Here is a 24744-nt window from a genome sequence, read left to right as displayed (position 1 = left end):
TTCAGTCGCCCTGGAGCTGAGCCTTCAGGGCTGCCAGGCGTTGATCAATGCGCTGCAAGGTGACCAACAACTCCTCCCGCTCATCTTCGGGTTCCTCAACAGACACCGCCACGGGCATCACAGGATTACCCAGTCCAGGGCTGACGGCATCAAGCTGTTCGCGCACACTGCGGGCCGTGGGCTCTCCCTCCTGGCGCAGATCATCCAACGGGTCTGCGGACCCCGTCGTGAAGGCCTGCACCACCTTCGATGGCCCCCCCTGACGGGCCCGCTCCACCACCGCCAAACCCACAGGCAAAATCTCCTGCATCAGCGACAGACGCAGTTGGTCGAGGGGATTGTCCGAGCCGGATTCGGCGGCCATGGGGCCTGTTCAGCGAACTCCAGTCTGTCCTGACGGCAGGGTGAGTGTCGGGCAGGCCGACGGACTGGCCCCAAGTGACCAGCCCCCGACCGCGCTGAGCACCATCAGCATCACCATCGGCACCAGGGCCTTGTGGGTGGTGTCCATGCCGAACCACTCCCGCCAGGCCTGCCAGGTGCGGTTGCGCTCAAAGCGGCGCTGTTCACGAACCTCCTCGCGGCTGCGGCGACGCAGCGCTTTATCCACCCAGCGCTCGAAGGCCTTCTTCTTGGTGATCGTCATCTTGCGCTCCACCTCGAGCATCTGGCCGGACCCCAGCTCGGGGTGGAAGGTGCTGATCAGATCGAGGCTCTTGAGGAACATCTCCACCGCACCGTCATGGACAGCGGTCTGGTGGTCATCCAGCTCACCCCAATCCAGTTCGGGGTAGAAGCGACGGCGGTTGGCGGTGATCTGATCCTCCGTCAGCTGACCCGGTTCCCGCAGCCAGCGGTCGGTGTTGCTGTCGAACCGTCGCCAGTACAGAAATGGGTTCAGGTAGACGGTGCGACCACCCAGCTGAATGCTGTCCTGCTGCAAACGCCGTTGCAGCTGCAGGTCCTGCGGTTGGGTCGCCGTCACGTCAAGGAAGCCGGTGGCCCAAGATATCGACCCCGGACCACTGGATCCAGCCCTATTCCCACTCGATCGTGCCCGGCGGTTTGCTGGTGATATCCAGCACCACCCGGTTCACCCCCTTCACCTCATTCACGATGCGATTGGAGATGGTCTCCATCAGGTCGTAAGGCAACCGTGACCAATCGGCGGTCATGCCGTCTTCGCTGGAGACGCAGCGCAGCACAATCGGCCAGGCATAGGTCCGCTTGTCCCCCATCACCCCGACTGAGCGAACGGGCAGCAACACGGCGAAGGCCTGCCAGATCTCGTGATAGAGCCCGGCCTCGCGGATTTCCTCCCGCACGATCAGGTCGGCATCCCGCAGGCAGTTGAGCTTCTCGTCGGTGACCTCCCCCAGGATGCGGATCGCCAAGCCAGGGCCGGGGAAGGGATGGCGGCGGACGATCTCCTCCGGCAGGCCCAGGGCACGCCCCACCTTGCGCACCTCGTCCTTGAACAACTTGCGCAACGGTTCCACCAACTTGAACTGCAGATCCTTGGGCAAACCGCCCACGTTGTGGTGGCTCTTGATCTTCACCGCCACCCGCTCACCGGTCTTGGGATCGACATTGGTACCGGCGCTTTCGATCACATCCGGGTACAAGGTTCCTTGCGCCAGGTAGTCGAACGGTCCGAGGCGCTTGCTCTCCTCTTCGAACACACGGATGAATTCCGTGCCGATGATCTTGCGCTTCTCCTCCGGATCGGTGATCCCCTTCAGCTTGCTGATGAAGCGTTGGCGGGCATTGATGTACTCCACATGAATATTGAACTTCCGATCGAAGAAGTCCATCAGGAACTCCGGCTCCCCTTTCCGCATGAAGCCCTGGTCGATGAACATGCAGGTGAGCTGATCACCAATCGCTTTCTTCAACAGGAAAGCGAGGGTTGAGGAATCGACTCCACCGGACAGGGCCAGCAGAACCCGCTTCTCGCCCACCTGCTCCCGCACCACCGCGACGGCCTCATCGATGAAGGCGCTGGTGGTCCAGTCCGGCTCACAGCCACAGATGTGGTATACGAAATTGCGGATCAGAGCCATGCCGCAGGTGGAATGCACCACCTCGGGGTGGAACTGGACGCCGTAGAGGCGACGCTGCAGATGGGCAACCGCGGCTTCCGGGGTGTTGGCGGTGTGCGCCAGGCGAACAAATCCCTCGGGCAGGGCCTTCACCGAGTCGCCATGGCTCATCCACATCGTGGATCCACCGGTGACGTTGGTGAGCAGATCGGTGGGATCATCCACCTCCAGCGGTGCCTTGCCGTATTCGGCCTTGCCGCTGGCAGCTTCCACCACACCTCCCAGCTGCTGCACCATCAGCTGCATGCCGTAACAGACCCCCAGCACCGGGATGCCCAGCTCCCAGATCGCCGGATCACAGAGGGGCGCGTGCTCGGCGTACACCGAACTGGGACCGCCGCTGAGGACGATCCCCTTCGGCTGCATCGCCCGCAACTCCTCCGCTGAGGTGCTGTAACCGAGCACCACCGAAAACACCTCGGTTTCGCGCACGCGCCGGGCGATCAGCTCCGAGTACTGGGAGCCGAAATCAAGGATGACGATGGCCGGCTGACGCTGACCGTCGGACGAAGACTGGGACATCGCTCCTGAAAGGTGTCTGTCGCTCTGGGTCGAGCGTCAATCCTGCAGCGTAAAGAAGCGCTCTTCCGCCATCGGCCCACGCCAGCGCAGCGTCCTGCTCCGGTCAAACAGAACGGCCGCAATGCGCAAGGACCAATCGCCATAGCGGGCGATGTAAGCCTGGCTGCGCTGTTCCACCGTCGCCGCCAGCAACCGCCCTAGATCCATCGCCGTTTCAGGATTCAGGCGTTGGAATGCATCCTCCACCGATGCTGCGGCACGCAGGTGACGCAGCTCCTCGAGGCTGAGACCTACGTCGAGCCCCAGGGCCGTCAGCACCTCCAACCTGCCGTCTGCCAGGTGGTGGTGGGTGTGAAAGATGCCACCAGCCAGTTTGATCAATTTGCCGTGGTAACCCAGCAGCAACAGATCCTTCACACCGGCTTCCGCAGCAGCCACCAGCACCGGTCCAAGCCAGTTACCCACCTTCAGCAGTGGCGATAGCCCCGCCCGCCGCGCCAGATCCAGACCGTTTTCACCGATCACCAGCGCCACAGACCCGCCAAAGCCCGGATCGGCCACCAGAGCCCGAAGCTCACGAAGCACCTGCTCCAACTGCTCCGGTGCCGCGCTCTGCTGCACCTCCGCCTGGGTTCCGATTAGTGCCAAGCCATCCACCACACCGAAGGCGGCATTGCTGGTGCGCTCCGCCAGGCTGCGACCGCGGGGCAGCACCGGTTCCACCTCCAGGCCCTGCCCGGGAGGCAACAACGGCAGCAGGGTGCACTCCAGCAGCTGTCGGGCATAGGTCGACAGGCAGGCATCACCCCCGGCACCAATCCGTCCGACCCCCTCACCGGGCATGAGCACAAGGCCTTGATCCGCACTGGGGGTCCAGGCGACGCGCACCCAGATCTCCAGATCGCGGGTGAGGTCCAACCCTGGGCCGGGATCACAGCGGCTGATGGCCAGGGCCTGGTCGTCGCTCAACCGAGCCGCCGAACGCACCGGCACCAGTAGAGGCTCACCACCATCGGGCTGCACCACCTGCTGATTTGGCTCAAACGGATGCCCCAACAGCGCTCGCAGGGCTGCCCGCGCCGCTGAGGCCACCCACACCGGCAAGGTGAGGCCACCGGATGTGCCGCTCGAAGCAGAGGATGCGATGGGACATGAGACGCTGTTTTCTAGACTCGCCGATTGGCTCCCTCCACGCCGTGCAGGACAAGCTCACCCTGATGATTCCGGGTCCGACCCCGGTGCCCGAGTCAGTGCTCAAGGCCATGGGGCGCCACCCGATCGGCCACCGCAGTGGTGAGTTCCAGGCCGTTGTTCAACGCACCACGGAACAGCTGAAATGGCTGCACCAGACCCAGGGTGATGTGCTGGTGATAACCGGCAGCGGCACCGCCGCCATGGAGGCCGGCATCATCAACACCCTCAGTCGCGGCGACAAGGTGCTCTGCGGCGACAACGGCAAATTCGGTGAGCGCTGGGTGAAGGTTGCGCGCGCCTACGGACTGGAGGTGGAGGTGATCCAAGCCGAGTGGGGCCAACCCCTCGACACGGAAGCCTTCCGCCTGGCCCTGGAAGCCGACAGCGCCAAGGCGATCAAAGCGGTGATCCTCACCCATTCCGAGACGTCCACCGGCGTTATTAACGACCTGGAGACCATCGCCCGCCATGTGAAGGCCCACGGCACCGCCCTGACCATCGCGGACTGCGTCACCAGCCTCGGGGCCACCGATGTACCCATGGACGCCTGGGGCGTGGATGTGGTGGCCTCCGGATCCCAGAAGGGCTACATGCTTCCCCCCGGCCTCAGCTTTGTGGCCATGGGCGAACGGGCCTGGCAGGCCTATGAACGCTCGGATCTGCCGAAGTTCTATCTGGACCTGGGCCCTTACCGAAAAACCGCCACCAAGAACAGCAACCCCTTCACTCCGGCGGTCAATCTCTATTTCGGCCTGGAAGCTGCTTTGGAGATGATGCAGAACGAGGGCCTGGAAGCGATCTTTGCCCGCCATGCCCGCCACCGATCAGCCGCCCAGGCGGGGATGAAAGCGATCGGCCTGCCGTTGTTTGCGGCTGAAGGACACGGCAGCCCAGCCATTACCGCTGTGGCTCCCGATGGCATCGATGCCGAGCAATTGCGTAAAGCCGTGAAGGAGCGCTACGACATCCTTCTGGCGGGCGGTCAGGATCACCTGAAGGGCAAAGTGTTCCGCATCGGCCACCTTGGTTATGTCTGCGATCGCGATGTCTTGACCGCCGTGTCCGCCATTGAAGCCACACTTCAGTCGTTGGGTTTGCACAGCGGCAACATGGGTGCTGGCGTCGCGGCAGCAGCAACAGCACTCAGCTGAAACAGAAGACGGCGAGAGCGATCTCGCCATTTTGCGGGTGTAATTCAGTGGTAGAATGTCAGCTTCCCAAGCTGAACGTCGCCGGTTCGAATCCGGTCGCCCGCTTGACGACAAAACAAATTAATTTCTGGGTTTAATCAACTGCAGCACTTGTGGACCGCTGCTCTGGGCACGACGCTCCTGATCCAGAGCCTTCAGGATTAGCGAGCCAGCTTCTGAATACTGGCCTCCCTCAGCGACGAGCTTGGCTTTGTCAAACAGATTTTGCGCAGCTCGCGAAAAAGCATCACGCTGATCAAGTGATGAATCGGCCTTTGAAATCGTAAGCATCAATATCAATAGAAATTAATCTTTTCTGAATCTTACCGGCAAACTTTCAACTTTCCACTCAATCGTTTTTCAGGTTCCCGGCTCTTCAGCATTACCGCCAAGGTCTGCAATTCGATCACGCAAGGTCGAGCAGCGGGACTGATCACCTCGTGCTTCAGCAAGTGCAAGAGCAAACTCGAGTTTCTCAAGCTGGTGACCACCTTCAATGAATCCGGAACGGGACCGGACGGACATGCCGTGAAGCGTGGTGGATGAATGGGTCACGGTGCAAGCACCTGAGGCAGGGATGGTGGGGGCCATAGTTGCCTTTCTTTTTATTTTGGCACCTTTGGCCACCCCTATGCGGCCATGTCGTGACCGTGGTGGTCATGGCCGTGGTGGTCATGCACCTCATCACTGAGATCTGAAGCCTCCAGCGCAACTGGAAAATCCAGCGTGTCCGTGGACTGCAGCAACTGACGTGTTTCCTGCAGCAGCTGCTCGATGCCATCGAGTGTGGCCAACTCCTCGTCAGGCACCTGATGAACCGACTCCAGCTGCTGACGCACTTGAAGCTCCAACGCTTCCTGGCGTTGCTCCAACTTCACCAAACGCTGGGTGAGGGCCGTGATGGTCTCAGCCAGGTCTTCAGCGGTGCGCGTGATCCTGAACGACACGGAGGAGCTCATGGCCGGGGACGACACTGCGCCGATGACAACACAGGAACGTCGGTGGCTCAAGATCAAGGAATCCCACGCCACCGCATCCGATGCCCCCTCTGGCAACGCTGCTGCTCTACACGCTGGCCGGCACGACGGTGGGGTTGCTGGCGCTGCTGAGCGGTATCCCCGCCGCGCCTCTCGCCGGTGCAATCCTGGGCGCTGGTCTGCTGAGCATGAGCGGCAGCCTGGAGCAGGCGTCCTGGCCATCAGGAACCCGCACAGCCCTGGAAATCGGCATCGGCACCGTGATTGGCACCGGCCTCAGCCGAACCTCCCTTGATCAGCTGCAGACGCTGTGGCGACCGGCGTTGCTGATCACTCTCACCCTGGTGCTCACCGGCATCGTGGTGGGCCTGTGGAGCAGCCGCCTGCTGGGGATCGATCCCGTCATCGCGCTGCTTGGAGCCGCTCCTGGCGGCATCAGCGGCATGAGTCTGGTGGGAGCGGAATTCGGCGTCGGCGCAGCCGTGGCCGCACTGCATGCGGTGCGCCTGATCACCGTTCTGCTGGTCTTGCCACTGGTGGTCCGGATGATTAGCCCTGGACAGTGACCCTGGCATCGATACCTTGAGATCAACTCAGCCACGGTGTCCTTTCATGCTTCGCTCCACCGCCCAACGGATTCTGTGCAGCGCCGGCGTGATCGTCGGATTGCTATGTGGATCCAGCACGGCATGGGCAGGCACCGACACCGAAGAAAAGGGTGCGCAGGTGTATTGCTTCATGCGCAGCAGCGGCAATGCCCATGACGTGAGCTGGAACGCCGCCTACGCCCTGATCAAGCGGCAGAGCCGCGGACTGTTCAAAACATCACCGGAACATGCCTCTGTGATGATCACAGAAGCTGTGGTCAAGGACCCCGGCACATTCCCTGACTGCGGTCAGTTCCTCGGCGATCTGTTCGGCGGGGCAACCACCGCCACTGCAGCAAGCCTTGGCAGCACCTCAACGCCAACCCAGACCAATACCTCCTTCAGCAGCGACGGTTACGCCGCCAGCGAGGCCGAGCGTTACAGCTACTGATCACCGCTGGCGTCCTCACCTCGCCCTGGTTCTTGGTCTGCTGCTGATCAGCGGCTGTCAGAGCGCACCACAACCAACGACTGACTTGACCCTGGCCACCAGCAGCTGCCTGGAGGATCTTGCGTCCAATCAGCTGCGTTCAGCCCTACAACGCTGCAACAACAGTGTGGAAACCTTCCCAGATCAACCGGAACCCTGGCGGGATCGTTCGCTGGTGCAGACCCTGCTCGGCCAGCACGATCAGGCCTGCCGTGATGTGGAACAGGCGATCGCTCTGATGGATGACGGTGCGGATCCGATGCTTCGCCATGAACTCGAGGTGCGTCAGGCCACCTGCAAACAACGCCGCACCATCAACGGCAAGGACTGACGCTCCAGCGTCAACCGACGGGGGCCCAACAGGATCTCGATCCGTTCCGCCTTGCTGGCCACCAAACCATCCACAAGCTGATCCGCCGGCCCCAGCTGCAACCAATGACAGGTGAGCACCTCATCTTCCATCCCCAGGCGATGGCAGCGGTCTTCGGCCTGCGCCACATCACCCGGCGTCCAGGGGCGCTCCAGCAACACCACATGCCTGGCCCGGTGCAGGGTGAATCCAAGAGCCCCGGTACCAAAAGTTGCCAGCAGCAGATCCTCTCCCCCCTGCTGAAAGCAATCCACCGCCTGCTGCCGCTCCACCGGCCGTTGACGACCGGTGAGCAGGGCTCCACCCAATCGCTGCTGCAACAACTGCAGCGGTTCCACAAATCCGCTGAACAGAACTACTGCCTCGCCGGCTTGCAACAGCGTTCGCACGAGGGTTTCCGCCGCAGGGAGCTTGAACTCGGCTGCAACCCGGCGCAGTGCGGTCAGCACCGCCAACGGTTCCGCATCGGACCGCACCTCACCCTTGAGGGCTCGACGCCGAAAGTCGTCCACCAACAGATCAATGCGATGGTCGAATCCAAGGGATTCAGCGTCTGACAAGGCAATGGGGTGCTCACGGCGTTGCTTGGGCGGCAGCTCCAGCACCTGAGCCTTGCGGCGATGGAGAATCAGCGGCCGTGTGAGACGGCGCAATTCTTCGAGCTGGGTGGCACCACTGGCCTGCCAACGCCGTTGCCCCCGCTGCTCACGCCAATGCCCCTGGCAATAGCGCTCCTCAAACTGGCGTTGATCCCTGGCAATCGGATGGTCCATCGCCGCCAGCAAGGGATAGAGCTGAGCCGGACGACCGTTTTTCATCGGTGTACCCGTGAGCATCCAGATCGCCCGTAGCCGGGGGTGACGCGCCAGCCGCAACAGGGCTGCCGTGCGGTTGGCCTGCAGGGATTGGGCGAAATGCGCCTCATCCACCACCAACAGCGTTCCAGCCGGTGGAAGCTCAGCAGGCAAACGCGCCCAGCTCACCAACTCCGGCTGGAGATCCACCGTCTCCGCTTCCCGGCGCCAATGGGCATGCAGCCCCACCGGCGCCACCACCATGACTCTCAGCTCAGCGCAGCGGACCATGGCTCTGGCCGCCAGCAGTGCCGTCAACGTTTTGCCGAGCCCCATCTCATCGGCAAGAACAGCTCCGCGTCTCGCCAGCAGCCAACGGGCTCCACTGCGTTGATGGGGGAGTGGCCGCCGGCCATCCCGCAACGCCATCGTCAGATCGGCGGCCGCCACCAGATCACGGTGGGGGGGCAATGGCGGCAAAGGGTGGTGACACCAATCCAGCCATTGCTGCAGTTGGGGGGTAACAGGAAATCGCGTCCCGAAACCCTGGATCAACGCTGCAGCTGCCGCCAGAGGAAACTCCCAGCCCCTGGACGGCCCCATCCAACTACCACGGGGCCGGATCCGCCGCAATTGCGCCTGGGTGACGGCGTCAAAAGGACAGACCACACGGATGAGTCCGGCAGCCGATAGGTCAAGCCCGCAGGAGAGCGATCCGGAATCGGAAATCAAATCCCCCACAAACCATCACTTTAGTTTGGCTAAGGTGGAAAACAAGGGCTCGCAAACATCTTCAACTCTTCGGCCAAAGATCGCCCAAAATGCAGCCGTCGACACATTGACGGCCGGGACTTCCGAGGCAAACTTTACTCAACCGAAAATATTCGGATGCATAACCGGGATGCAGTTTTTCTTGATGAACTCTGTCCCAAATTGCGCGTCCGACGCTGGAGACAATCACTTCACATTTACACCGGCAAAAGTTGTATTTATTGCGGTAAACCTTCGGAATCCATTGATCACATTCTTCCCCGTGCCCGCGGTGGCTTGAGCGTCACCGAAAATTGCGTCCCGGCTTGCCTGTCCTGCAACGGTCATAAATCCGATGCCGATGTTTTCGACTGGTACCGCCGACAGCGCTTTTATGACCCCAGACGTGCCATGGCCATTCGGGCCTGGATGGATGGTGACCTGCGCCTCGCCCTGCGATTGCTGCAGTGGGCGCACCCTCAGGACGCTTCCTTGCCCAAGCCGGATGGCGGCATGGAATTGAGCTTTCAACCGGCCTAAGGTTCACCAGACGCGACAAGCTTCAGCGGAGTGGTGGCGCTGGCAAATGGACGCCTGAGAACGAGGATCCTCAGGCGCCAAGGTCATCGCTCCGACCAGAACAGCCAGAGCGACAATGACCCGTGTTGCAATCACGCGTCGTTGAGCGGGTGCGGTCGGCAGACAACTTGCAGTCATGACGGCAGCGGTGAACTGATACAGGTGTACTGATGCTGTCCGATCTTGTCAACCGATCCCAACCACTCGCCCGGGATGCACGGGTGCTGGTGCTCGGTGGCGGCTACAGCGGTGGTCACCTAACACGGCTACTCAGGGCCCTCGGCACCACCGTGCGCTGCAGTCGCCGCAGCCTGAGCTCTCCGGAAGCTGATCTCGTCTTCGACAGCACAGCCGGGCTGATCCCAACGTCGAGAGATCTGGACGGCATTACCCACGTGCTCTCCACCATTCCCCCGACAACCGAGGGCCACGACCCGGTGCTCACCCACCTCGGGTCGCAGCTGAAAGAGCGATCACTCACCTGGGTTGGCTATCTCTCCACCACCGGCGTCTACGGGGATCAGCAGGGGCGCTGGGTGTCGGAGGACGATCCCGCTAATCCAGGCCAGCCGCGCAGTCAGCGGCGCCATGCCTGTGAACAGGCCTGGCTGGACTCCGGCCTCCCGGTGCAGATCCTGAGACTTCCCGGCATTTACGGACCCGGCCGCTCGGTGCTCGACAGTCTTCGGACCGGAACGGCACGGCGGATTCTGAAGGCCGATCAGGTGTTCTGCCGCATCCATGTGGATGACATCGCCGGCGCCTGCCTGCATCTGATGCATCAGGCCGCAGCAGGACCCGGGCCAGCCATCGTCAATGTCAGCGATGACCGCCCTGCAGCGCCTCAGGATCTCCTGCAGTACGGCGCAGCCCTGCTGAACTGCAAGCTTCCCGACGAGGAACCGTTCGAACTGGCCAGCCATTCGATGTCCGCCATGGCACGGTCGTTCTGGAGTGAGAACCGCCGGGTTCGCAACACCCTGCTGTGCCAACAGCTTGGCTATGCCCTGCTCCATCCGGATTTCAAAGCCGGCCTGCAGGATTGCCTGCGACAGGAATCTCAGTCCTGCTCCTGATCGCCGATGATCAAGCGGTTGAAATCAATCGGCTCCAGGTCTTCAGGTGCTGGAAGGCCCAGGTCGTCTGTGAGCTTGAGCCAGTCAACCACCAACCATTGCTGATGCAATCCGGTGGCCAGGCCCACCAACATCAAGCCCAGGAGCAACAGTCTCAGCACAGACCATGCCATCACCGTTGGACCACAACGCTAGCCAGCAGCTGCTGATCGCCCTTGGCGATCCAGCGGGCATCGGCATGGAGGTCACGCTCAAGGCACTGGCGAGCAGCAGGCTTCCTGCGTCACTCCAACCGGTTCTGGTCGGCTGCCGTCGCAGCCTGATGGCAACCCACGCCCGCCTCCTGCAGCAGGGCATCACAGCTGTCGCCGATCCCGATCAGCTGATCATTGACGACCAACCCCTGGAGGTATCCGTTCAACCCGGACAACCGACAACAGCCGGTGCCGCAGCGTGCTTCCGCTGGCTGACCCACTCCGTTGCATGTGTGCAGCATGGGCACGGTCGTGCCCTGGTCACCGCACCGATCGCCAAGCACCTCTGGCATGCTGCAGGCCATCACTATCCCGGGCAGACGGAACGGCTGGCTGAACTCGCCGGTTCACAGCAGTCCTCAATGCTGTTCACGGCCGTCGCACCCCATGGGACCTGGCGACTCAACACGTTGCTGACCACCACGCACCTTCCCTTCAGCCAGATCACCGCAGCGCTGACCCCGGAATTGGTGGAGCACAAATTGAATGTGCTGCTGAACTTCTGCCAGCGGTTCCGGCCCGACCCTCATCTGGTGGTGGCAGGTCTGAACCCCCATGCCGGTGAAGCGGGTCGACTCGGACAGGAGGAGGACACCTGGCTGTCTCCACTGCTCAAGCGCTGGCGCCAGGAGCATCCTTCCGTGCGGCTGGATGGCCCCATACCGCCTGATACCTGTTGGTTGAGCGCAGCTCAGGCCTGGAACCAACCGGACGGCTCAGGCCCGGATGGATATCTCGCGCTTTACCACGATCAGGGCCTGATTCCGGTGAAGTTGCTGGCGTTTGACGCCGCCGTCAACACCACCTTGGAACTGCCCTTCCTCCGCACATCACCCGATCACGGCACCGGATTCGACATCGCCGGCCAGGGTTTGGCCCGACCGGACAGCATGATCGCGGCCCTGCAGGCGGCTTGGGATCTCACAGCGGCCTAGGCCGGCCGCACGCGCATCAGCACCTGACCAAATTCCACTGGTGTGCCGTTGTCCATCAGGATCTCCACCACCTCTCCACTGACTTCGGCTTCGAGCTCGTTCATCAGTTTCATCGCCTCGAGGATGCACACCGTCTGGCCGACTTCAATGCGATTGCCGACTTCAATGAACGGAGCCTCTCCCGGTGCAGGTGCGCGGTAGAAGGTGCCCACCATCGGAGCCGTGATCTCCAGCAGATCACTACGGGTGGCTGTGGCTGCAGGAGGTGGAGACGCAGGCTCGGCCGCGGCCGGTGCCACTGCTGCGGCCACAGGGGCGGGCATCACCGGAGCCATGACGGCCTGTCCCGGCAGGTTGCGACGGATATCCAGCCGGAAGTCATCACCCTCCAGCCGAAACTCCTGAATGTCGCTCTCGCCCAGTACCTCGAGAAGGCGGTGCAGTTGTTCGTGATCCAGCTGCATGGTCATCCGTTCTCACGACCCAGATAGCTGTCGCTGCGGGTATCCACCTTGATCTTCTCGCCGATGGACAGGAACAGGGGCACCATGACCTGGGCACCGGTTTCCAGGATGGCCGGCTTGGTGCCGCCGGTGGCGGTGTCACCTTTCACGCCGGGATCGGTTTCCGTGATCTCGAGCACCACGGAATTCGGCAGTTCCACCTCAAGAGGACTGCCGTTCCAGGACACCACATTCACCTCCATTCCCTCCTTGAGGTATTTGCGGCTTTCCCCGATCTGATCGGCGCTGAGGCGCGTCTCCTCATAGGTGGACATGTCCATGAAGACATAGTCCTCGCCTTCCATGTAAGTGTGCTGCAGCGAGGCCTTTTCCAACAAGGCCTGGGGCAGCATCTCCCCCGCACGGAAGGTCTTTTCCACCACGTTGCCGGTCTTCACCGCCTTGAGCTTGGAGCGCACAAAGGCAGATCCCTTGCCAGGCTTGACGTGAAGGAACTCCACCACACGCCAGACGGCACCATCGATCTCAATCGTGGTGCCGGTTCGGAAGTCGTTGCTGGAGATCATTCCGGCCGAACGGTTCAACGGACTATACGGCTGTGCCAAAGTCCCGTCAGCACTGGGGTTCCCCCTTGGCCCATCCGCGTTTCAAGGCCGCTCTGATCGCCTTGCTCGGCTTCGCCCTGATCAACCTGGCAGCCCCAGCCTGGGCTGCTCTGCCCCAGGGCAATGCTGTGAAGGATCCGGCGGCGATCCTTCGGGATTCCCTGCCCTTCCAACAGGACGACATTCGCGAACTGCAACATCGGCTGGAGCTCACCAGCGACGATCTACGTGCGAAACGCTGGGGTGCCCTTGCCAAGACGGTTTCCCGCAGCGAAGCGCTGCTCAGCACCCGCCGCAATTCCATTCTGGAAGCCGTCCCCACCTCAAGGCGTGACCGTGCCGAGGCCTTTCTGAAACAGGTGGATCAGGGTCTGCAAGCCATGGAGGAACGCATCGACGAGGTCGACAAGCCTGGCTTCATCCGCGATCGTCGCCAGACCCTCAGCCGCATCGGTGATGTGGAAGCTCTGCTTGTGGAGGATGGATTCCAGAGGGAGATCCCCTCTGAATTCGATGCGCTGCCGCGGCTACAGGGCCGCGCCACCCTCACAATCAGCACCAGCCAGGGGGATCTGACCACCGTGGTGGATGGCTACAACGCCCCACTCACCGCCGGTGCCTTTGTCGATTTGGCTCAGAAAGGGTTTTACGACGGACTTCCCTTCGTGCGAGCTGAGGATTTCTACGTGCTACAAAGCGGTGACCCAGAAGGTCCTGAGCTCGGATACATCGACCCAAAAACCAAACAGGAGCGGCACGTACCGCTTGAGATCCGCGTCCCGGAAGAAGAGGACACCATTTACAACGAAACCTTTGAGGATGTCGGCCTGTTTAAGGCCACCCCAACCCTTCCTTTCGCCACCCTCGGAACCCTGGGATGGGCCCATTCGGATCAGGCCCTGGATGATGGCTCCTCTCAGTTCTTCATGTTTCTCTACGAGGCTGAACTGACGCCAGCGGGTCTGAACCTGGTGGACGGCCGCAACGCTGCCTTCGGCTATGTGGTGAATGGTTTTGACGTGCTTCAGGAGCTTGGGGTGGATGACTCCATCGTTTCGATCACGGTGACCGACGGCGCCGACCGGCTGTTGAGCCACGCATGACCCCCACCCTGGCGGAGCTGGGGGAAGCGGAGCTGCTCAAGCGCCTGGCCCGGTTTGCTCCACCAGGACAACTCGATGACGACACCGCCTGCCTCGGTGCAGATCCACGTCCGCTGCTGGTGAACACCGATGTGCTGGTGGATGGCATTCACTTCAGTGATGCCACCACCGATGCCCACGATGTGGGATGGCGCGCCGTCGCCGCCAACCTGTCCGATCTGGCCGCCAGCGGTGCTGTGAGCATTGACGGCATCACCGTGGCCTTGGTGGCACCCGGCACCACCCCGTGGAGTTGGGTGGAGGGGGTTTACAACGGCATCAGTGCAGCGCTTCAGCAGCACGGCGGAACGGTGCTGGGGGGGGACTGCTCGTCAGGTGTAAGCCGCTTGCTGTCGGTCACTGCCCTGGGACGTCTCGGCCCGCTGCAGCTGCTGCGCAGTACCGCCCAACCTGGGGACGTGCTGGTCAGCAGCGGGCCCCATGGCCTCAGCCGCCTGGGTCTGGCGCTGCTCCAGAACGACCCGCAGCTTCAAGCCACTTGCCTCAACGCCTCATTGCAGAGCCAAGCGATCAGCCAGCACCAACGACCCCGACCGCGGCTGGATGCCCTCCATCAACTGCTCTCATGCAAACCCGCTCACCTGCCCTGGCGGGCAGGCGGAACCGACAGCAGCGACGGACTTCTGACCGCTGTTCGGGGGCTCTGCAGCAGCAGTGGCACAGGGGCACGTCTCGACCGAAAACTCTTACCGAAAGCTCACGGGTGGCCAGATGGGGACCCTTGGGAGCGGTGGTGCCTGGCAGGCGGGGAGGATTTTGAACTGATCCTCAGCCTCCCTGCAGCGTGGGCCGATGCCTTGGAACAGGCCTTGCCCGGCTGTCAGCGCTTTGGCCGGATCACCAACAACGCAGGATCCGTCATCTGGAGCGACGACAACTCCCCCATAATGGACGAGGGCTTTAATCACTTCGCGCAGGGCTGACGGACGCCCATTGGCCAAAAAAAATCCCTTCCCGAAGGAAGGGATGAATGATCAACGAAACCGGATCACTTCCAGTTGCGGGCCACCACTTCAGCCAGATCAACAACGCGCTGGCTGTAACCCCACTCGTTGTCGTACCAGGCCAGGATCTTCACAGCCTTGTCGCCCATCGCGTAGGTGAGGTCGGCATCAAAGATTGTGGATTCGTTGGTGCCGGCGTAATCGGTGGAGACCAGGGGCAGGTCGCTGTACTTGATGATGCCCTTCATGCCGTTCTCAGAAGCGGCCTTGATCACAGCCTTCACCTCATCAACGCTGGTGGCACGGGACGGTCCGAAGGTGAGGTCAACGGCAGATACGTTGGGGGTGGGAACGCGCATGGCGAAACCGGTGAGCTTGCCCTTCACCTCGGGGTATACCAGGGCCACAGCCTTGGCCGCACCGGTGGTGGTGGGGACCATGTTCAGAGCAGCAGCACGGGCGCGACGCAGGTCGCGGTGGCTGTTGTCCAGGATCCGCTGGTCGCCGGTGTAGCTGTGGATGGTGGTCATCAGACCCCAGTCGAGGCCGAAGTTCTGATCCAGAACCTTGACGATGGGGGCCAGGCAGTTGGTGGTGCAGCTGGCGTTGGAGAGGATGTTCCAGTCCTCATGGCGGTACTGGTCGTCATTGACTCCCACCACGAAAGTGCCGACGCCATCACCTTTGCCAGGGGCAGTCAGGATCACCTTGCTGGCGCCTGCCTCGAGGTGCATGCTGGCTTTTTCGTCGGTGTTGAACACACCAGTGGATTCGATCACCAGATCGACACCCCAGTCCTTCCAAGGGCAGTTCAGGGGGTTGCGGTCAGCGAAGAACTTGATCTCCTTGCCGTTGACCAGCATGGTGTCGTCGGTGGTTTCGATCTTGACGCTGGGATCGAGCTTGCCAAGGATCGAGTCGTAGGTCAGCAGGTGAGCGCTGGTCTTGGGATCGGACGTGGAGTTCATACCCACGATCTCCAGGCCCGTATCAGCACCACGGCTGATCCAACCCCGCATCACATTGCGACCAATTCGGCCGAATCCATTGATCGCAACGCGCAGGGTCATGACAGGAGCGGGGTTGCCGCGTAAGGGATTTGGCCGCCGATCATACAGAAATTGGCCAAAAATCTGAGTTTTTTCTTTTCTGGATCAACCTCAAAGTGGATCCGATCCGTCTCAGTCCAGAGGGGACGCAACCTCTGAACTGACTTATCTTTCGAGCCTCTGATGCCGATCCTTGTCCCGTCCGCTTGAACGCCAGCACCCCGTGCATTTCATCGGCGTCGGCGGGATTGGAATGTCTGCTCTGGCCAAAATCCTTGTTGACCGTGGGCATCCGGTGAGCGGATCCGATCCACGGGTCACACCAACTTCCCATCAGCTCATGCAGCTCGGTGTGACGGTCGTCCATGAACAGACAGAAGCAACGATCGAAACACTCCTCAGCAACGGCCGCAGACCCATCGTTGTGGTGTCAACAGCGATTCCCACCAGCAACCCGGAACTGAGACGCGCCCGTGATGCCGGACTGGAGATCTGGCATCGCTCGGATCTGCTGGCTGCGCTGATCGATCAGCAAGCCTCGATCGCCGTGGCTGGCAGCCACGGAAAAACCACCACCAGCACCCTGACCACCACCCTTTTGATGGAGGCTGGCGAAGATCCAACCGCCATCATCGGCGGCATCGTGCCCTGCCTCGGCAGCAATGGTCATGCTGGTCACGGCCGGCTGCTGGTGGCCGAAGCTGATGAATCGGACGGCTCGTTGGTGAAGTTCCGGCCCCAGCTGGGTTTGATCACCAATCTTGAGCTCGACCACACCGACCACTACGACGGCCTGGATGACTTAATCAACACGATGCGGCTCTTCGCCGACGGCTGCGACCAGGTGCTGGCTAACCGCGACTGCCCCATTCTTAAGGAACACATCCAGCCCGATGCCTGGTGGTCTGTGACCAGCGCCAATGGCGTGGATTTCGCAGCCCTGCCGCTCCAGCTGGATGGCGATCGCTGCCTCGCGCGTTTTTACGAAAACGGCGCGCCCGTCGGGGACTTCATGCTGCCCCTACCTGGGTTGCACAACCTCAGCAACGCAGCTGGAGCTCTAGCCGCCTGCCGGATGGAGGGGATTCCCTTCGAGCGGCTGGTGAACGGACTCACAGCCTTGAAACCGCCCGGCCGTCGTTTTGATCTGCGAGGCACCTGGGAGGGTCGATACATCGTCGACGACTACGCCCACCATCCCAGTGAGGTGAAGGCCACCCTGGCCATGGCGCAGCTCATGGTGAGCAGTGGCCGCAGCCCATTCCCCAGCCCGCCGCAACGGTTGCTTGCTGTGTTTCAGCCCCACCGCTTCAGCCGCACCCAGGAATTCCTCGAGTCCTTCGCAAGTGCATTGCAGAACTGTGATTCCCTGCTGCTGGCGCCGGTCTACAGCGCCGGCGAAGAACCGCTGAAGGGGGTTTGCAGCCAGACCCTGGCCGATCGGATCCAGGAGCTCAAGCCGGATCTAGAGATTGCCGTGGCTGACAACCTCGACCACCTCACCCAATTGGTCAGGACCCGCAGCCAGCGTGAAGACCTGGTGTTGGCCATGGGCGCTGGGGATGTCAACGGCCTCTGGCCACGGTTGTCGGCCTGATGCTCAGCACTCGTCTTGCGCTGCGATCCAACATCCCCATGGCGGACTTCACCACCTGGAGAGTGGGCGGTCCGGCCCAGTGGCTTCTGGAGCCCGCGTCAGTGGACGAGACCCTGGAAGCTCTGCAATGGGCCCAGCAGGAGCACCTGCCCTGCCGAGTGATCGGCGCCGGCTCCAATCTGCTAATTCATGACGACGGCTTGCCGGGCCTGACCCTCAGCCTGCGAAAACTGCAGGGAGCGAGCTTGAACGCCGAGAACGGCGTGGTGGAAGCCCTGGCAGGGGAACCGATCCCAACCCTGGCCCGCCGTGCCGCACGCGCTGGGCTGAACGGTCTGGCCTGGTCCGTCGGCATTCCTGGCACCGTGGGCGGCGCCGCCGTGATGAATGCGGGTGCGCAGGGGGGCTGCACAGCGGACTGGCTGGAATCGGTCCGCGTCGCTCCGCTTGTTGGTGGCGTGAGCTTCGAACTCAGCCGCGACGAACTCGACTTCGATTACCGCCACAGCCGTTTACAAGACGAGGAACTGGTGGTGCTGTCCGCCCGCTTCCGGCTTGAGCCGGGCCATGACCCTGAGGAGATCACCCGTATCACCAGTGGCAACCTCAGCCATCGCACCAGCACCCAGCCCTACACACAACCGAGTTGCGGCAGCGTGTTTCGCAATCCTGAACCGCTGAAAGCAGGACGGCTGATCGAGGGTCTCGGACTAAAGGGCAATCGCGTCGGCGGTGCCGAAGTCTCGACTCTCCACGCCAACTTCATCGTCAACACCGGTGCTGCCACAGCTGCTGATATCGATTCGCTCATCCAACGCGTCCAGCAACAGGTGGAAGCAGCCCACTCCTTGCACCTTCATCCTGAAGTGAAGCGCCTCGGATTCACCGAAGCCGCCTAATCTGCCGGCTCCGTCAACAGCACCATGGCAGGGTTCGGACTACCCAATTTCGGCCAGCTCACCGAAGCCTTCAAGAAGGCACAGGAAATCCAGCAGAACGCTCAAGCGCTGCAGGACGAACTGGACGGCATGGAAATTGAGGGCAAGAGTGCTGATGGTCGGGCCAGCGTGTGGCTTTCCGGCAATCAACAGCCCCTGCGGGTTCGCCTAGATCCCGAGCTGCTGAGCGCCGGTCAGGAAACCTGTGAAGCGGCCACTCTGGAAGCGCTGCAGGCGGCCTATGAGCAATCAACCGCCACGATGAAGGGGCGGATGGAAGAGCTCACCGGTGGACTGAATCTCAACCTGCCCGGGATGGGCGGCTGAGGTCGGAGCACTCCTGAAGGGCGTCCTTGTAGAACTCAAAGCGCTCCCACTCCCTATTGATGCCACAGCCGGGTTCCTGCCTGTGCAGGCAGTCGCGGAATCGACAGGGCCAGGGACTCAGCTGAACACGAAGCTCAGGGAACAGCATTCCCAATTCTGAAGGATCGTCCGGCAGATCAGGTCGGTTGAATCCAGGGGTATCCGCCACTCGAGAGCCAGGGGCAATCGGGAACAACTCCACATGGCGGGTGGTGTGGCGGCCCCGCTGCAGTCGACCGGACACCGCACCAACCCTCAGGGCCAGGTGGGGCATTAAACAATTGAGCACACTGCTCTTGCCCACCCCGGAGGGACCACAGAGCACAGCCAGCTCCGTGTCCTTCAACCTCTGACTTAACACCTCAACCCCCTCGCCTGTTTGGCTGGAGACCACCAAAGAGTCGTAACCCCATCCCATCAATCGCTCAACCAAAGCGAAGCGTTGGTGCTCCTCCATGAGATCTCCTTTGGTCAGTAGGAGCTGGACAGGCAATCCCGTGCGTTCCGCAGTCAACAGAAACCGGCTGGCCTGATCAGGATCAAAAGCCGGCTGATCGACGGCAAGCGCCACAACCACCAGCGAAACATTGGCCACCTGGGGACGGGTCAGCCAGCTGCAACGCGGCTCAACCCCAGACACCACCGCACGAGCTTGGACGGGATCAATGGCCTCCACCCGCACACGATCTCCGACATGAACAGTCTCCCCCCGGTGACTGAGGCGCGTGCGGCGGGTGCATAGCAGCCTAGAGAGACCCTGCTCAGGCGCCTGATCCAGTTCCACCTCCAGATAGTTGGCCTGCAACGCCACCACGATGCCGACCGCTTCACTCACGACAGCTCAACCAGCACAGGTGATCTCCAGGCCCACCCAGGCCACATCCTCGGCGGTGACCTCCACCCGGTGACCGGCGTCCTTGAGCCCGGGAATCACCATTGCTTCCGGTTCCCCCCGATCCAGTTGCACCTGAAGCTGATCCCCAGCCTGGAGTGACTCAAGCGCCAATTTGCAACGGATGAAATTCACTGGGCAAGGGGTACCGCGCAGATCCAGTGAGCGGGTTGCCCCCATCACTTCTGCCCGAACAGTCGGGCAAACAACCCACTGTTGTGGTGGTGATGCTGCTTGCCTCGGGCCGAATGATGCCCCGCCAACTCCTCCAGCAGCGTTCGTTCGGGATCCGACAGACGCGTGGGAAGCTGCACCATCACTTGCACCCTTTGATCCCCACGGGCCACCGGGTTCCCCAACTTGGGTATGCCCTTGTTGGCCAGGGTCAGAACGGTACCGGGTTGAGTGCCCGGGGGAATCTCCAGAACTGTGTCGCCATCAACGGTTTCCACTTCAATCGTGTCCCCCAGGATCGCCTGCAGATAACTGACGTTCACGGTCGACAGGATGTTGAGACCGTCTCTGCGCAGCCGTGGATGAGACTTGACCGTGAGGAAGACGTAAAGATCGCCGGACGGCCCCCCACGCTGACCAGCATTGCCTTCTCCGGAAACCCGAAGCCGGGTTCCGGTGTCCACTCCGGCGGGAATGTTGATGCGCAGTTTCTTGCGCACCTGACGCACGCCCTGTCCACCGCAGGCGTTGCAGGGATCAGCGATCACCTGCCCGGTTCCGCCGCAATTGGGGCATTCCGCCACCTGCGTGAAGCTTCCGAAGGGAGTCCGGGTCGCCCGCCGCACCTGACCGGCTCCTCCGCAGGTGCCGCAAGTGGTGGGACCGCTGCCCGCCTTGGCTCCGCTGCCACCGCAGGTATCACAGGTTTCGAGGTGGGGGATCTTGATCTCCTGTTCCTGACCGAAGACCGCCTGCTCAAAATCAATCGTGAGGTCGTAGCGAAGGTCATCGCCCTGCTGGGGACCGCGACGTCCGGAGCGACCGGCGGCGGCCCCTCCGGGACCTCCGAAGCCCTGGAAGAAGGTTTCGAACAGGTCGGCGAAGCCGCCCATGTCCCCCATATCCGAAGCACCGGCCGCACCCCCGAGACCAGCTTCACCGAATTGGTCGTAACGGGCACGGGTCTGAGGGTCGCTCAGCACCTCGTAGGCACGACCGATCTCCTTGAAGCGGTCTTCCGCCCCAGGCTCCTTATTGATGTCCGGGTGGTATTTGCGTGCCTTGCTGCGATAGGCACGCTTCAACGTATCGGCATCAGCATCACGTCCGACCCCCAGCAGGTCGTAGTAGTCCGCCATCAGGAGTCCTCCGCCTCAGCCGAAGCAGCACCCTCAGCATCCGCCGATGGACCAGGACCCATCGACACTTTCACCAGTGCATGACGAAGGACCTTGCCGTTGAGGTGATAACCCCGCTGGAGCTCTTCGATCACCACATCTTCCGGCTGTTCGGTGCTCTCTTCACGAAGCACTGCTTCGTGAAGGGTTGGATCGAACAACTGGCCAACCACCTCCATGCGAGCAACGCCCTGCTGCTTCAGCACATCAACCAATTGCTTGTAGAGACCCTGATAACTGCGGTGCAGCGCCTGTGCCTCTTCACTCTCAGGATTCAGCTGCTGCCGCGCCCGCTCGAAGTTGTCCACCACCGGCAGGATCTCGCTGAGGGTGGAGCAAACCAGCTGCTGACGGATGTCCTCCTGATCCCTGCTCTGTCGCTTGCGGAAGTTGTCGAAATCCGCTGCGATGCGCATGTACTGGCTCTGCAGCGTCTCGTGCTCCTGCTTCAGGGTCTGCAATTCATGTTCAAGCTGCTGCAGACGTTCGGCCGGGTCGGTCAAGGAACCCTCAGCTGGTGTTTCCGTGGACATGACCTCGGGTTCCGCTGCAACGGGTGCCGCATCCAACGGCTCAACGCTCGGATCCTGCGCTGGGGTGGAAGCCTCGCCGCTCATGCTGACCGCTTGGGAATTGCTGCTTAGACATGTTGAAGGGCGACGCTCACCTCACACAAGCTGCGGAAGCCCGCACCTCGATCAGACGATGACCCGCCGATGACGCTTACCCAGTCTGTTCCTGCCGCCCGTAGCGCCGCCCAGAAACGTCTGGAGCTCGAGCTGTTGCTTAAACAGCCGGTACCCGACCCCGAACAGTTACAGCGATCCCTGCCGCTGCTCCATGCCCTTCACGACATCAGCCCTGACCACTGGCGCAGCCTGCAGGCCCTGCCGATCACAGTTAATGAGCACCAACTGGACATCGCCATCCCCAGCCAATGGGGCGAAGCGGAATGGCAGGCCCTGATCGATCAACTGCCGCAGAACGAACGAACCATCCGTCTACATCCAACGCTTCATGAGGATCTGATCGATGCTCTAACGACAGAGTCATCCGAACAACCAACACCGTCAGCAGCTGATCAAGCTCCTCCTGAAACCCCAGCTGCAACAACCGATCAGAAAAACGAAAGCAACTCAGACAACCAGGGCAGCGTTGAGGAAGACGCCTCGTCCTTCCTCGAAGGGTTCAGTGCCGAGGGCGTGCTGGAGGCCGCGGACGACGAGGACGCAGCCCTAGCTGCAGATGGAATTGACCTGGAATCGAGCCTTCAGTACGCCGAAGCGTCACCGGTGGTGGCACTGGTGGATCGAATCCTGCTGCAGGCCATGTCTGTGGGGGCCTCTGACATCCACGTTGAACCGCAGCAAAAGGGTCTCCGGCTGCGTTATCGACAGGACGGCGTGCTCCAGCAGTACGTGGAGCCGCTCCCCGGCCGGCTGATCCCAGCGGTGACCTCCCGCTTCAAAATCCTGGCCGACTTGGACATCGCAGAGCGGCGCCAGGCTCAGGACGGGAGGATTCGCCGCCGCTATCGGGAGCGGGTCGTGGATTTCAGGGTGAACACCCTGCCTAGCCGTTTCGGCGAAAAGATATGTCTGCGTTTGCTGGACAGCAGCGCCACGCAACTGGGCCTGGACAAGTTGATCTCCAATCCCATCACTCTCGAACTGGTGCGGGATCTGGGGGCTAAACCCTTCGGCATGATCCTGGTCACGGGTCCCACCGGATCAGGTAATTCCACCACCCTATATTCGCTGCTGGCGGAACGCAACGACCCCGGAATCAATATCTCCACAGTGGAGGATCCGATCGAATACACGCTGCCGGGCATCACCCAGTGCCAGGTGAATCGCGAAAAGGGGTTCGACTTCGCCACCGCTCTCAGGGCATTCATGCGCCAGGACCCAGATGTCTTACTCGTTGGAGAAACCCGCGATCTGGAGACAGCCAAAACCGCAATCGAGGCTGCTCTCACCGGACATCTGGTGCTGAGCACCTTGCATGCCAATGACGCACCGAGCACCATCGCCAGACTGGATGAAATGGGAGTGGAACCCTTCATGGTCTCCGCCGCCCTGATCGGCATCGTGTCCCAACGTCTGATGCGTCGGGTCTGCACCAGCTGCCGCGAGGCCTACCGACCAGATGAGCGAGAACTGGGTCGATTCGGGCTGATGACAGGTGCTGAGAGCGCAATGACTTTTTTTAAAGCTCATCACCATGACGGCACCGGCACGCCATGTCCAAAATGCAAAGGAAGTGGTTACAAGGGACGGGTCGGGGTTTACGAAGTGCTGCGCATGAATGAAGACCTAGCCGCTGCGGTCTCATCAGGCGCATCCACCGATGTCATCCGTCAACTCGCCCTTGAATCAGGCATGGTGACCCTCCTTGGTTACAGCCTGGATCTGGTGCGACAGGGTCACACAACCCTCGAGGAAGTTGGGCGCATGATCCTCACCGACTCGGGCCTGGAATCCGAGCGCAGAGCAAAAGCTCTGAGCACAATGACGTGTAAAGGCTGCGGAGCTGGTCTCCAGGAGACCTGGCTCGAGTGTCCTTATTGCTTAACCCAACGGAACTGAGGCTGGCGACATGGATCTGATGATTGAGGATCTGATGGAGCAACTGGTCGAGGGCGGCGGCAGCGATCTGCACATCGCCACTGGCCAACCCCCTTACGGCCGCTTCAGCGGTGAACTACGTCCGATGCGTGACGAGGCTCTGGCAGAAGAAGACTGCAACAAGCTGATCTTCTCGATGCTGAACAACAGTCAGCGCAAGACCTTGGAGCAGACCTGGGAGCTGGACTGCGCCTATGGCTTGAAGGGAGTGGCGCGATTCCGGGTCAACGTTTACCGGCAGAGGGAAGTTATACCGCCTGCCTTCGAGCCCTCGGCAGCAAGATCCCCAGCGTTGAGCTGCTCAACCTGCCTCCCGTCGTGCTGGAGACCAGCAAACGCCCCCGCGGACTGGTTTTGGTGACAGGTCCAACAGGATCCGGCAAAACCACAACACTGGCAGCGCTACTAGACCACATCAATCACACGCGCAGCGAGCACATCCTCACCATTGAGGACCCGATTGAATTCGTTTATCAAAGTGACAAAAGCCTGGTGCATCAGCGCCAGCTCAATGAAGACACCCGCAGCTTCGCCAATGCACTCCAGTTCCGCTGCACAGACCGTTGACCGGATGGTCGATGTGTTTCCACCAGAACAGCAGACTCAGATCCGTGTTCAGCTGTCCGGAAGCCTGGTGGCTGTGTTCTCTCAGACCCTCTGCAAACGGCACGATCCCAAACCCGGCCAATTCGGACGGGTAATGGCGCAGGAGATCCTGATTAACACCTCTGCCACTGCAAATCTCATCCGCGAAGGCAAAACCGCCCAGCTTTATTCGCAGATTCAGACGGGCGGCGAGCAAGGCATGCAAACCCTTGAGAAAGCACTGGCTGACCTTGTGAACAGTGGCGACGTGAGCCGCAGAGAAGCCATGGCCAAGGCCAGCAAACCAGGCGAACTGGAACGCCTGATCAGAGATGAATGATC

27 protein-coding genes, 1 tRNA gene and 2 pseudogenes are annotated in these 24744 nt (G+C 61.5%); 15 read left to right on the top strand and 15 right to left on the bottom strand.

The window, feature by feature from the left end; genetic code table 11:
- Position 1: 1 nt before the first annotated feature.
- From TX72_RS00240 to cbiD, 4 genes are read right to left on the bottom strand one after another with little or no spacing between them, the layout of a single operon-like run.
- Positions 2-364, bottom strand: a complete 363-nt coding sequence (locus TX72_RS00240; RefSeq protein ID WP_011126927.1) for a hypothetical protein — start codon at positions 362-364, stop codon at positions 2-4.
- Positions 365-373: 9 nt separating this feature from the next.
- Positions 374-985 carry a DUF8672 family protein gene (locus TX72_RS00235; RefSeq protein ID WP_011126926.1) on the bottom strand — a complete coding sequence of 204 codons (612 nt, stop codon included), beginning with the start codon at positions 983-985 and terminating at the stop codon, positions 374-376.
- A 52-nt stretch (positions 986-1037) separates the two neighbouring features.
- The gene (gene guaA / locus TX72_RS00230; RefSeq protein ID WP_011126925.1) at positions 1038-2624 is read right to left on the bottom strand and encodes a glutamine-hydrolyzing GMP synthase; all 1587 of its coding nucleotides are present in this window, start codon (positions 2622-2624) and stop codon (positions 1038-1040) included.
- Between the two features lie 36 nt (positions 2625-2660).
- Positions 2661-3770, bottom strand: coding sequence for a cobalt-precorrin-5B (C(1))-methyltransferase CbiD (gene cbiD, locus TX72_RS00225; protein WP_042502724.1), 1110 nt, complete (start codon positions 3768-3770; stop codon positions 2661-2663).
- Positions 3771-3820: 50 nt separating this feature from the next.
- Between cbiD and TX72_RS00220 the strand changes: the two genes are divergently transcribed.
- Both TX72_RS00220 and TX72_RS00215 read left to right on the top strand, forming a co-directional pair.
- Positions 3821-4969, top strand: a complete 1149-nt coding sequence (locus TX72_RS00220; RefSeq protein ID WP_042502720.1) for a pyridoxal-phosphate-dependent aminotransferase family protein — start codon at positions 3821-3823, stop codon at positions 4967-4969.
- Positions 4970-5002: 33 nt separating this feature from the next.
- Positions 5003-5074, top strand: a tRNA-Gly gene (locus tag TX72_RS00215).
- 294 nt (positions 5075-5368) lie between these two features.
- Here TX72_RS00215 and TX72_RS00205 read toward each other — a convergent pair.
- Both TX72_RS00205 and TX72_RS00200 read right to left on the bottom strand, forming a co-directional pair.
- Positions 5369-5599, bottom strand: coding sequence for a DUF8683 family protein (locus TX72_RS00205; protein WP_011126921.1), 231 nt, complete (start codon positions 5597-5599; stop codon positions 5369-5371).
- A 38-nt stretch (positions 5600-5637) separates the two neighbouring features.
- A complete protein-coding gene (locus tag TX72_RS00200) occupies positions 5638-5967 on the bottom strand; it encodes a hypothetical protein (RefSeq protein WP_042502717.1) in 330 nt (109 codons plus the stop codon).
- 71 nt (positions 5968-6038) lie between these two features.
- On the opposite strand from TX72_RS00200, the pseudogene TX72_RS00195 reads away from it, so the two are divergent.
- The 3 genes and pseudogenes from TX72_RS00195 to TX72_RS00185 form a co-directional block, all read left to right on the top strand.
- Positions 6039-6551: pseudogene (locus tag TX72_RS00195) on the top strand (AbrB family transcriptional regulator); the annotation flags it as partial.
- Between the two features lie 46 nt (positions 6552-6597).
- Positions 6598-7023 carry a DUF6554 family protein gene (locus TX72_RS00190; protein ID WP_011126918.1) on the top strand — a complete coding sequence of 142 codons (426 nt, stop codon included), beginning with the start codon at positions 6598-6600 and terminating at the stop codon, positions 7021-7023.
- 85 nt (positions 7024-7108) lie between these two features.
- Positions 7109-7393, top strand: a complete 285-nt coding sequence (locus TX72_RS00185) for a tetratricopeptide repeat protein (protein WP_049691476.1) — start codon at positions 7109-7111, stop codon at positions 7391-7393.
- On the opposite strand, the gene TX72_RS00180 is transcribed toward TX72_RS00185, so the two are convergent.
- Positions 7348-8967: a DEAD/DEAH box helicase gene (locus TX72_RS00180; protein WP_011126917.1), complete on the bottom strand. Its 1620-nt coding sequence runs from the start codon at positions 8965-8967 to the stop codon at positions 7348-7350. The genes TX72_RS00185 and TX72_RS00180 overlap by 46 nt on opposite strands.
- Before the next feature lie 147 nt (positions 8968-9114).
- On the opposite strand from TX72_RS00180, the gene TX72_RS00175 reads away from it, so the two are divergent.
- Positions 9115-9516: an HNH endonuclease gene (locus tag TX72_RS00175; RefSeq protein WP_011126916.1), complete on the top strand. Its 402-nt coding sequence runs from the start codon at positions 9115-9117 to the stop codon at positions 9514-9516.
- A gap of 209 nt (positions 9517-9725) precedes the next feature.
- A complete protein-coding gene (locus TX72_RS00170; RefSeq protein WP_011126915.1) occupies positions 9726-10631 on the top strand; it encodes an SDR family oxidoreductase in 906 nt (301 codons plus the stop codon).
- On the opposite strand, the gene TX72_RS13670 is transcribed toward TX72_RS00170, so the two are convergent.
- Positions 10616-10804 (bottom strand): hypothetical protein, encoded by a 189-nt coding sequence (locus TX72_RS13670; RefSeq protein WP_049691474.1) that lies wholly within the window; start codon positions 10802-10804, stop codon positions 10616-10618. The genes TX72_RS00170 and TX72_RS13670 overlap by 16 nt on opposite strands.
- Between TX72_RS13670 and pdxA the strand changes: the two genes are divergently transcribed.
- The gene (pdxA, locus tag TX72_RS00165; RefSeq protein ID WP_011126913.1) at positions 10798-11820 is read left to right on the top strand and encodes a 4-hydroxythreonine-4-phosphate dehydrogenase PdxA; all 1023 of its coding nucleotides are present in this window, start codon (positions 10798-10800) and stop codon (positions 11818-11820) included. The genes TX72_RS13670 and pdxA overlap by 7 nt on opposite strands.
- Here pdxA and accB read toward each other — a convergent pair.
- Positions 11817-12290, bottom strand: coding sequence for an acetyl-CoA carboxylase biotin carboxyl carrier protein (gene accB / locus TX72_RS00160; protein WP_011126912.1), 474 nt, complete (start codon positions 12288-12290; stop codon positions 11817-11819). The two genes, pdxA and accB, sit on opposite strands and share 4 nt — an antisense overlap.
- Positions 12287-12850, bottom strand: coding sequence for an elongation factor P (efp, locus tag TX72_RS00155; protein WP_011126911.1), 564 nt, complete (start codon positions 12848-12850; stop codon positions 12287-12289). Before efp ends, accB begins: the two co-directional genes overlap by 4 nt.
- Positions 12851-12915: 65 nt before the next feature.
- Here efp and TX72_RS00150 point away from each other — a divergent pair, with 65 nt between their 5' ends.
- On the top strand, positions 12916-13992 hold the full coding sequence (locus TX72_RS00150) for a peptidylprolyl isomerase (protein ID WP_042502713.1): 1077 nt from the start codon (positions 12916-12918) through the stop codon (positions 13990-13992).
- Complete coding sequence (thiL, locus tag TX72_RS00145) at positions 13989-14975, top strand: thiamine-phosphate kinase (RefSeq protein ID WP_011126909.1); 987 nt, start codon at positions 13989-13991, stop codon at positions 14973-14975. The genes TX72_RS00150 and thiL overlap by 4 nt, the downstream gene beginning before the upstream one ends.
- Positions 14976-15040: 65 nt before the next feature.
- Here thiL and gap read toward each other — a convergent pair whose 3' ends face one another.
- Positions 15041-16066 (bottom strand): type I glyceraldehyde-3-phosphate dehydrogenase, encoded by a 1026-nt coding sequence (gene gap, locus TX72_RS00140; RefSeq protein ID WP_011126908.1) that lies wholly within the window; start codon positions 16064-16066, stop codon positions 15041-15043.
- A 172-nt stretch (positions 16067-16238) separates the two neighbouring features.
- On the opposite strand from gap, the gene murC reads away from it, so the two are divergent.
- The 3 genes from murC to TX72_RS00125 are packed head-to-tail and all read left to right on the top strand — an operon-like array spanning position 16239 to position 18907.
- On the top strand, positions 16239-17642 hold the full coding sequence (gene murC, locus TX72_RS00135; protein WP_011126907.1) for a UDP-N-acetylmuramate--L-alanine ligase: 1404 nt from the start codon (positions 16239-16241) through the stop codon (positions 17640-17642).
- On the top strand, positions 17642-18541 hold the full coding sequence (gene murB, locus TX72_RS00130; protein ID WP_011126906.1) for a UDP-N-acetylmuramate dehydrogenase: 900 nt from the start codon (positions 17642-17644) through the stop codon (positions 18539-18541). Before murC ends, murB begins: the two co-directional genes overlap by 1 nt.
- Before the next feature lie 24 nt (positions 18542-18565).
- Positions 18566-18907, top strand: a complete 342-nt coding sequence (locus TX72_RS00125) for a YbaB/EbfC family nucleoid-associated protein (RefSeq protein WP_011126905.1) — start codon at positions 18566-18568, stop codon at positions 18905-18907.
- Here TX72_RS00125 and rsgA read toward each other — a convergent pair.
- The 4 genes from rsgA to grpE are packed head-to-tail and all read right to left on the bottom strand — an operon-like array spanning position 18882 to position 21807.
- On the bottom strand, positions 18882-19781 hold the full coding sequence (gene rsgA, locus TX72_RS00120) for a ribosome small subunit-dependent GTPase A (RefSeq protein WP_011126904.1): 900 nt from the start codon (positions 19779-19781) through the stop codon (positions 18882-18884). The two genes, TX72_RS00125 and rsgA, sit on opposite strands and share 26 nt — an antisense overlap.
- Positions 19782-19787: 6 nt before the next feature.
- Positions 19788-20018 (bottom strand): sulfurtransferase TusA family protein, encoded by a 231-nt coding sequence (locus TX72_RS00115; RefSeq protein WP_011126903.1) that lies wholly within the window; start codon positions 20016-20018, stop codon positions 19788-19790.
- Positions 20018-21151, bottom strand: coding sequence for a molecular chaperone DnaJ (gene dnaJ, locus TX72_RS00110; RefSeq protein ID WP_011126902.1), 1134 nt, complete (start codon positions 21149-21151; stop codon positions 20018-20020). The genes TX72_RS00115 and dnaJ overlap by 1 nt, the downstream gene beginning before the upstream one ends.
- Complete coding sequence (gene grpE / locus TX72_RS00105; RefSeq protein ID WP_011126901.1) at positions 21151-21807, bottom strand: nucleotide exchange factor GrpE; 657 nt, start codon at positions 21805-21807, stop codon at positions 21151-21153. The genes dnaJ and grpE overlap by 1 nt, the downstream gene beginning before the upstream one ends.
- Positions 21808-21906: 99 nt before the next feature.
- On the opposite strand from grpE, the gene TX72_RS00100 reads away from it, so the two are divergent.
- Both TX72_RS00100 and TX72_RS00095 read left to right on the top strand, forming a co-directional pair.
- Entirely contained in the window at positions 21907-23778 is a 1872-nt protein-coding gene (locus tag TX72_RS00100; protein ID WP_011126900.1) for a GspE/PulE family protein, read from the top strand.
- Between the two features lie 10 nt (positions 23779-23788).
- Positions 23789-24742: pseudogene (locus tag TX72_RS00095) on the top strand (ATPase, T2SS/T4P/T4SS family).
- The last annotated feature ends 2 nt before the right edge of the window (positions 24743-24744 follow it).

Origin of the sequence: Parasynechococcus marenigrum WH 8102, from assembly GCF_000195975.1 — a bacterium.
Taxonomy (GTDB): domain Bacteria; phylum Cyanobacteriota; class Cyanobacteriia; order PCC-6307; family Cyanobiaceae; genus Parasynechococcus; species Parasynechococcus marisnigri.
This window is presented reverse-complemented; position numbering and strand designations above follow the sequence as displayed.